Source organism: Kitasatospora sp. NPDC036755, from assembly GCF_040636595.1.
Classification (GTDB): Bacteria; Actinomycetota; Actinomycetes; order Streptomycetales; family Streptomycetaceae; genus Kitasatospora.
The window spans coordinates 1-8560 of sequence record NZ_JBEZUT010000360.1 but is presented as its reverse complement, the minus strand read 5'-3'; the positions used below and the strand labels follow the sequence as shown (position 1 = coordinate 8560).

Annotated in this window: 6 protein-coding genes; all 6 read left to right on the top strand. The window is 74.2% G+C overall.

Features of this window, described 5'->3' with window-relative positions:
• The first annotated feature begins 404 nt into the window (after positions 1 to 404).
• On the top strand, positions 405 to 2672 hold the full coding sequence (locus AB0E96_RS34945; RefSeq protein ID WP_359829823.1) for a HAMP domain-containing protein: 2268 nt from the start codon (positions 405 to 407) through the stop codon (positions 2670 to 2672).
• Positions 2673 to 2700: 28 nt separating this feature from the next.
• Positions 2701 to 4305: a poly-gamma-glutamate synthase PgsB gene (gene pgsB, locus AB0E96_RS34940; RefSeq protein ID WP_359829822.1), complete on the top strand. Its 1605-nt coding sequence runs from the start codon at positions 2701 to 2703 to the stop codon at positions 4303 to 4305.
• The gene (locus tag AB0E96_RS34935) at positions 4302 to 4784 is read left to right on the top strand and encodes a poly-gamma-glutamate biosynthesis protein PgsC/CapC (RefSeq protein ID WP_063349074.1); all 483 of its coding nucleotides are present in this window, start codon (positions 4302 to 4304) and stop codon (positions 4782 to 4784) included. The genes pgsB and AB0E96_RS34935 overlap by 4 nt, the downstream gene beginning before the upstream one ends.
• A gap of 17 nt (positions 4785 to 4801) precedes the next feature.
• The gene (locus tag AB0E96_RS34930) at positions 4802 to 5881 is read left to right on the top strand and encodes an NlpC/P60 family protein (RefSeq protein WP_359829821.1); all 1080 of its coding nucleotides are present in this window, start codon (positions 4802 to 4804) and stop codon (positions 5879 to 5881) included.
• 141 nt (positions 5882 to 6022) lie between these two features.
• Positions 6023 to 6844, top strand: coding sequence for a purine-nucleoside phosphorylase (locus tag AB0E96_RS34925; RefSeq protein ID WP_359829820.1), 822 nt, complete (start codon positions 6023 to 6025; stop codon positions 6842 to 6844).
• Positions 6845 to 7033: 189 nt separating this feature from the next.
• Positions 7034 to 8560: phospho-sugar mutase (locus tag AB0E96_RS34920; protein ID WP_359829819.1), on the top strand; the 1527-nt coding region annotated here is incomplete at its 3' end.

Below are 8560 nucleotides of genomic sequence, written 5' to 3'. Positions count from 1 at the left end.
GGCGTCGGAGCGGGCCCGCTCGGCGGTGACCGGGTGGCGGCGGCCGAGGTCGGTGGCGATCTCGTCGGTGGTGCGGCCGTCCAGACGCGGCCAGGGTCAGCACCCCCGCGAGCGCCGCCAGCACCAGCAGCACCGCCACGGGCAGTAGCAGCGAGCGTCGCGAACCCCGGATCTCCATGGCGGACGAACCTACCCTGCCGACCGGACCGACCATGATCCACACCGGCGGGAAACCAATCGACACCGAATGGACACCGTACGGAGACCATTATGTGACAACTTTTTCGAAACCTCTTCGTACGCTGATGCCGCTTGACCAGCTCTTGATCCCTGCTTGACCGAGAAGGCCGGCCACGGACCTCCCGGAACGGGCGGCGCCGGGCCCGGAGGAGAACGAGGCCCCTGTGAGCGGCACGGCACCCACCCCGCCGCGGCAGCACCGCTCCCGCCGCCGGGCGGACATGCCGCTGCTCGGAGGCATCCGTCCGCCCATCGCGCTGCTGCTGGTGCTGCTGCTCGCCGTCGCCGCGATCACCGCCCTGGCCGTCGGCGGGCTGCGGGTCGACGACACCCCGCAGGCCGTCCGGGAGTCCCACCAGTTCGCCGCCCAGGACACCGCGACCTCACTGCGCGCCGGACTGCACGAGAGCACCACCGACCTGCGCCGGGCCGCCGCCCGGTACGAGAGCGCCCCCGCCGAGCCCGCCGAGGTGCTGAGCGCGCTCGGCCAGGCGTACCACAAGTGGCGCGGCACGGCGGTGGTCCGCCCCGACACCGGCCGGCTGCTGGCCGCCCGCGGCGAGACCGTCCCGCTGGGCGGCCTCGACCTCACCAAGGTCACCGACACCGCGCCCGCGCCCGTCCTGGTGCCCTCCACCACCGGCACCCGGCTGCTCACCTTCGCCCTGGTCGCCACCAAGGCCGACGGCCGCGCGCTGCTGGTCGCCTCCGACAACCTGCGGCTGCCCGGCATCGCCACCCGCAAGGAACAGACCATCCAGGTCCTCGACGCCTCCGGCGCCGTCCTGGACACCACCGGCGCCGCGCTGACCGCCGAGCCCGACCGCAAGGTGGTCGCCACCGCCCGCGAGCGCGCCGCCCGGGAACGCCCCGTCCCCGGCGAGACCGCCGCCGGCAGCCTGACCGGGAGCGCGGACGACAAGGGCGTGCGCCGGGTCGTCGGCTGGGCCGCCGTCGCCAACCCCGACGGGCACGACCTTGCCGCCCCGCTCGGCCTCACCGTGGTCTCCACCAGCACCGTCGACGGCAAGCCCGGCAGCCTGGGCCACCCCGCCCTCGGCCTGGCCGCCGCCGGAGCCCTGCTCGTCCTCGCCCTGCTGCTCGCCTGGTACCTGAGCCGCAGCCTCCAGCGCCCGCTGCTGCGGCTGTTCCTGGAGTCCCGCCGGCTCACCCGCGGCGAGCACCTGGAGCAGCCCGTACGGGGCCCGAAGCGCGGCGAGACCGCCCGGATCGCCCGCGCGCTGGAGGAGCTGCGGCTCCAGCTGCGCGACCCCGACCGCCGACCGGCCCCGGCCCCGGCCGCCGGGCGCCGCCCCGGCACCGCGCTGCCGCTCGCGCTCTGCGCCGTCCTGGTGCTCGGCTGGTCCGGCCCGCTGCTCCTCCTCGGCGGCAACGACTCCGGCGTACGGGTGCCCACCCAGGTGGTGGCCGGCCAGCGCGACCGCACCGACACCGCCGCCGACCGGATCCGCCAGGCCCTCAACGAGGGCTACGCGGACCTGCGTTCGCTCGCCCCCTCGCTCGCCGAGGCCTCCGTCGGCAAGGCCGAGAACCTGCTGCGCGCCACCCTCGCCGAGCACGACCGCTACCGCGCGCTCTACGTCCTCGGCGCGAACGGCGAGGTGCTCGCCCGGGCCGGCGAGACCCCGCACCGCACCGGCCCGGAGGCGCTCGGCGCGAGCGGCGTGCTGCTGCTCAACAGCTCCGGCAAGGAGCCCCGGATCGCCGCCCGGGCCGCCCTGGGCGCCGCCCCGGCCGACGCCGAGGCGGACGGCGCCGCGGAGGGTGCCCCGGAGCCCAAGGGCCCGGTGCTGGTCGGCGAGTTCAAGACCGACTTCCTCGGCTCCCTGCTGGTGCGCCCCGGCCTCGGCCGGGTCTGGCTCGTCGACGACCGGCAGCGGGTGCTGGCCGCCAACGAGGGCTACAGCTCCTTCGGCGAACTGCCGGACGGCCGGGCCCGCACGGTCCTGACCGCCGCCCGGAAGTCCGCCGCCGCCGACGTGCTGCGCGACGGGGGCGACCCGGCCCTGTTCGCCGCCGCCCCGCTCGGCGGCAACGGCAGCGTGGCCAAGCTCGGCTGGTCCGTGGTCACCGCCCACCCGGTGGCCTGGCTGCACCTGGACCAGAACCGGGCCGACCGGCGGGTGGTGCTGGCCGGCATGCTCGGCCTGGCCGCCGCCGCGCTCTGCCTCGGCTGGCTGTTCATCGCCGTCGGCCTGCCGCTGCGCCGGCTCGCCGCGAGCGCCGAGGCGCTGGCCGCCGGCGACCGCCGGACCGTGCTCTACCCCGTCCACCACGACGAGGTCGGCGCCGTCGCCCGCAGCCTGGAGCTGATCCGCCAGGAGCTGGTGCGCGCCGACCAGGCCGGACGCACCGGCCACCGGCCGTCCGCACCCGGCCGGGCCCCGGCCTCCACCACCACCGCCCGCTGAGCCCCCGCCCCCGCCCGAAGGACCTCCCGTGCTCTTCCTCTACGTCGTGCTGCTGGTGTGCTGCACCGTGCTGCTGGTGGCCGGCATCGTCGAGCAGCGCCGGCACTTCACCGCCCTGGAGCAGATCCCGACCCGGGTGCTGGTCAACGGCATCCGCGGCAAGAGCTCGATCACCCGGCTGTGCGCGGGCGCGCTGCGCGGCGGCGGGCTGGTGACGGTCGCCAAGACCACCGGCACCGCGGCCCGCTTCATCCACCCGGACGCCACCGAGGAGCCGGTCTACCGCAAGTTCGGCATCGCCAACGTGGTGGAGCAGATCGGCATCGTCCGCCGGGCCGCCACCTACCGGCCGGACGCCCTGGTGATCGAGTGCATGGCCGTCATGCCGGCGCTCCAGGAGGTCAACCAGACCAAGCTGATCCGGTCCACGATCGGCGTGCTGTGCAACGTCCGCGAGGACCACCTCGCCGAGATGGGCCCCACCCTGGACGACGTCGCGCGCTCGCTGTCCCGCTCGATGCCGGTCGGCGGGGTGTGCGTGACCGCCGAGCAGGAGCGCGCGCACATCCTGCGCGAGGAGGCGGCCAGGCGGGACTGCCGACTGATCCTGGTGGACCCGGAGTCGGTGACCGACGAGGAGCTGCGCGGGTTCAGCTGGTTCACCTTCAAGGAGAACGTGGCGATCGCCCTCGCCGTCGCCGAACTCCTCGGTGTGGAGCGGCAGACCGCGCTCCAGGGCATGTGGGCGGCCCCGCCGGACCCGGGCGTGCTCTCCGTCGAGCGCTACCGGACGGCGGACGGCAAGCGGCTGCGCTTCGCCAACGTCTTCGCCGCCAACGACCCCGAGTCCACGCTGATGAACGTCCGCCAGCTGGAGGGCCTCGGCGCGATCCACCGCCCGCTCAGCGTGGTGATCAACTGCCGCCCCGACCGGGTGGAACGCAACGGCCAGATGGGCCAGATCGTCCCGGACCTCGACCCGGAGACGGTCTTCCTGATCGGCCACCCCACCAAGAGCGCCCGCGACGGCATCCCGGCGGACTGGTCGGGCCGGGTGGTCGACCTCGGCGGCGACAAGCGCGACCCGGCCCGGCTCACCACCGAGCTGCTGGCCGAACTCGGGCCGGACTCCTCGCTGGTGGCGGTCGGCAACATCCACGGCCAGGGCGAGCTCTTCCTGGAGGAGCTCGCCCGGCTGGAGCCCGACGAGGACGGCGCGGCACCGGAGTTCGCCTACCACGAACCCGAACCGCTCTACCCGGAGCCGGACTACCACGACCCCGCGTACGTCGAACCCTCCCCCGCCGAACCGGCCCCCTGGCAGCAGCCGGCGTACCAGGACCAGGCCTACGGCGCACCGGCGTACGCGCAACCGCCGTACGCGCAACCGCCGTACGCGGAGCCCGCGTACACGGACCCGGCGTACACCGACCACGGCTACGCCCAGCCCGGCTACGTCCAGTACGGCCACACCCAGCCCGGCTACGTCCAGTACGGCCACGCCGAACCGGCCCACGCCGACCCCGGCCACGCCGAACCGGCCGCCACCGACCCCGTCTACCGCCCCGAACCGATCCCCGACTCCTGGTACGACCCCCACCACCGCCCGACCCACTACGGAGACCAGCAGTGATCCCCACCGAGCTCACCCCCGAGATCGCCGCCATCGGCATCGCGCTCGGCCTGGTCTTCTCGCTGGTCTGCTACCTGACCACCAACCTCTCCCCCGGCGGCATGATCACCCCCGGCTGGCTGGCCCTCACCCTGGTGGAGGACCTCCAGCGGGTGGCCATCGTGATCGGTGTGACGGTGCTGACCTACCTCGCCACCCGGGTCGTCCAGAAGCTGGTGATCCTCTACGGCAAGCGCCTGTTCGCCGCCGTGGTGCTGATCGGCGTGCTGCTCCAGGCCACCGTGATGCTCGTCCTCCAGCGCGAACTGCCCACCCTGTACGCCAACCAGACGCTCGGCTTCATCGTCCCCGGCCTGATCGCCTACCAGCTGGTCCGCCAGCCGCGGGCGGCCACCCTGATGGCCACCAGCACGGTGACGCTCGCCAACTACGTCGTGCTGACCGCCGGCGTGCTGCTCGGCGCCCTGCCCGGCACCTGATCCCCACGGAAGCCCCCATGCCCGTCACCCGCAAGTCCCTGCTCAGCGGCGGCCTCGCCGTGACCCTGCTGGCCGCCAGCGGCTACCTCACCGTCCAGTTGCGGGACCGCGACCGGCAGCCGGCGGCCGGCAGCGGCGCGCCGCTGATCGCCGCCCCGCCGCCGGCCCCGACCGGGACGGCCTCGCCGGCCGGGTACCGCTACGAGCGGCTGTCCGGCCCGGACCGCACGGTGGTCCGGGACGCCCGCGGCGGCGTGGTCGCCACGCTGACCGACAACGCCCGCACCGCCGTGCTGACCGGCCCCGGCCGCACCTTCGCCGAGCCGAGCACCACCACCGCCACCGTGGTGACGGACAACTGGGTCCGGCTGATGCCGCAGCCGTGGAAGCCGGGCGCCGAGCAGGAGGGCTGGTTCCGCACCTGGTTCCAGCAGTCGCTCGGCTCCACCGCCGACGACGTGCTGGCAGTGGCCACCCAGTACATGACCGGCGCGCCCGCCGAGAAGGACGCCAAGGGCGTGCGGTTCAAGGGCGACGCCTCCTTCGGGCCGCTCAATCCGAACGGTTCGGCCGGCAACGACCTGCGGCTGGAACAGACCGACTTCCTCGACTACCTGGGCGTTCCGTACACGTTCGCGGACAAGGTGACCAAGCAGCCCGACAAGACCCGCTACGGGGGTTTCGACTGCTCGGGCTTCGTGCGGATGGTGTACGGCTACCGTTCCGGCTACCCGCTGCTCTCCAAGGACGTCGCCGGTCCCGGCCTGCCGCGCACCGCCAACGGTTTCGCCCGGGTCGGCCCCGGCGTCCCGGTGATCCCGCTGGCCACCGCCCCCGGCTCGGAGACCACCTTGCGTCCGGCCTCGCTCGACCCGCTACAACCCGGTGACCTGGTGTTCTTCGAGATCGACGCGCGCACCGGCGCCCGGCTCGACCACGTCGGCATCTACCTGGGCCTGGACACCGACGGCCACCCCCGGTACATCTCCAGCCGGGAGGAGGCGGACGGCCCGACCTTCGGCGACAAGGGCGGCACCTCGCGGCTCGACGACAACGGCATGTACGCGAAGGGGCTGCGCAACGCGAAGCGGCTCTGAACCCCGCTCCGTGTGGGAACCGACGGCCCGACGACCCGTACGGCACCGCCGAGCCGTGTTTTCGGGTCAACCGGGTAACGATCCGGCATGCCGCGGACGAATTTCTACGCGCGTAGCCGAAACCCGTCTATCCTCGGACCCGTGAACGCTTCTCCTCAGTCGGTCGTCTCCGCCGACCCCTACGCCGCCGCCCAGGCCGCCGCCGAGCGCCTGCGCGAGCTGACCGGTGCCGAGCGGCACGACGTCGCCCTGGTGATGGGCTCCGGCTGGGTGCCGGCCGCCGACGCCCTGGGCGAGACCGTGGCCGAGTTCCCGGTCACCGAGCTCCCGGGCTTCCCCGCCCCCGCCGTGGCCGGCCACGCCGGCAAGATCCGTTCGGTGAAGATCGGCGACAAGCGCGCCCTGATCTTCCTCGGCCGCAACCACTACTACGAGGGCCACGGCGTGGCCACCGTCGTCCACGGCGTGCGCACCGCCGCCGCGGCCGGCTGCGGCATCATCGTGCTGACCAACGGCTGTGGCGGCCTGCGCCAGGGCTGGACCCCCGGCCAGCCGGTCCTCATCAGCGACCACATCAACCTGACCGCGGACTCCCCGATCGTCGGCGCCAACTTCGTCGACCTCACCGACCTCTACTCCAAGCGCCTGCGCGCGCTGTGCCTCGAGGTCGACCCGTCCCTGGACGAGGCCGTCTACGTCCAGTTCCGCGGCCCGCACTACGAGACCCCGGCCGAGGTCAACATGGCCCGGGTGATCGGCGGCGAGCTGGTCGGCATGTCCACCACCCTGGAGGCCATCGCCGCCCGCGAGGCCGGCTCCGAGGTCCTCGGCATCTCCCTGGTCACCAACCTGGCCGCCGGCATGACCGGCGAGCCGCTCAACCACGCCGAGGTGCTGGAGGCCGGCAAGGCCTCCGCCGAGCGCATGGGCGAGCTGCTGGCGAAGGTCCTTGAGCGGATCTGACGCCCGCCAGGCGCAGAATCATGACTGACGGGGCCCACGGGCGGCGTGATCCGCTGATCACGCCCTCCCGTGGGCCCCGTCCGCATGCGTGACCCCCCTCTCTGCGGAACCCCCGGTCACAGCGGAACCCTCCCGACCCACAGCGGAACCTCCGGCCGACACACCGACGCACTTCCCGATGGAGCTGGCATGACGCAGGCACTCAACCCCGACCTCCTCGCCCGGGCCCGGACCTGGCTGGCCGAGGACCCCGACCCGCAGACCCGCGAGGAGCTCTCCGCCCTGCTGGCCCGGGCCGAGGCCCCGGAGGCCGAGACCGACGGCAAGCTCGCCTGGGCGGACCTCTCCGAGCGCTTCTCCGACCGCCTCCAGTTCGGCACCGCCGGCCTGCGCGGCGAGCTCGGCGCCGGCCCGATGCGGATGAACCGCGCCGTGGTGATCCGGGCCGCCGCCGGCCTGGTCGCCTACGTCAAGCAGCAGGGCCTGGGCGACCTGGTCGTCATCGGCTACGACGCCCGCCACAAGTCGTACGACTTCGCCCGCGACACCGCCGCCGTGGTGGTCGGCGCCGGCCTGCGCGCCGCGCTGCTGCCGCGCCCGCTGCCGACCCCGGTGCTCGCCTTCGCCGTCCGCCACCTCGGCGCGGCCGCCGGCGTCACCGTCACCGCCAGCCACAACCCGCCGCAGGACAACGGCTACAAGGTCTACCTGGGCGACGGCTCGCAGATCGTCCCGCCGGCCGACGCCGGGATCGCCGCCGAGATCGACGCGATCGGCTCGCTGGACGAGGTCCCGCGCGCCGAGGAGGGCTGGGAGGTGCTCGGCGAGGACGTCGTCGAGGCCTACCTGGCCCGGGCCGTCTCCATCGTCGACGAGCACGGCCCGCGCGACCTGGAGGTGGTGTACACCCCGATGCACGGCGTCGGCCGCGACACCCTGGTCGCCGCGTTCCGCCGGGCCGGCTTCCCCGCGCCGACCGTGGTCGCCGAGCAGGCCGAGCCCGACCCGGACTTCCCGACCGTGGCCTTCCCCAACCCGGAGGAGCCGGGGGCGATGGACCTCGCCTTCCGCACCGCCGCCGCCGTCGGCCCCGACATCGTGATCGCCAACGACCCGGACGCCGACCGCTGCGCGGTGGCCGTCCCCGCCAACGGCAACGCGGCCGGCGGCGGCAGCGGGGCGGCCGGCTGGCGGATGCTGCGCGGCGACGAGGTCGGCGCGCTGCTCGGCTCGGCCCTGGTCGCGAAGAAGGCCGAGGGCACCTTCGCCACCACCATCGTGTCCGCCACGCTGCTCGGCCGGATCGCCGAGGCCGCGGGCCTGGGCTACGCCGAGACGCTGACCGGCTTCAAGTGGATCTCCCGCGCCGAGGGCCTGCGCTACGGCTACGAGGAGGCGCTGGGCTACTGCGTCGACCCGCAGGGCGTCCGGGACAAGGACGGCATCACCGCCGCCCTGCTGGTCGCCGAGCTCGCCGCCACCCTCAAGAAGTCCGGCCGCACCCTGTCCGACCTGCTGGACGACCTGGCGCTGGAGCACGGCCTGCACGCCACCGACCAGCTCTCCGTCCGGGTCCAGGACCTCTCGCTGATCGCCGACGCCATGCGCCGCCTGCGCGAGACAGGCAGGCGATCCGGGCCATGGTCACCGCGTCCCCCAGGACGGCCATGCCGTAGACCGCGGTGCCGACCGCGCCGATGCCGACCCAGACCGCGT

Excerpts from the sequence above, each read along its gene's own strand:
- AB0E96_RS34930 (WP_359829821.1), top strand. The coding sequence starts at position 4,802 with ATGCCCGTCACCCGCAAGTCCCTGCTCAGCGGCGGCCTCGCCGTGACC.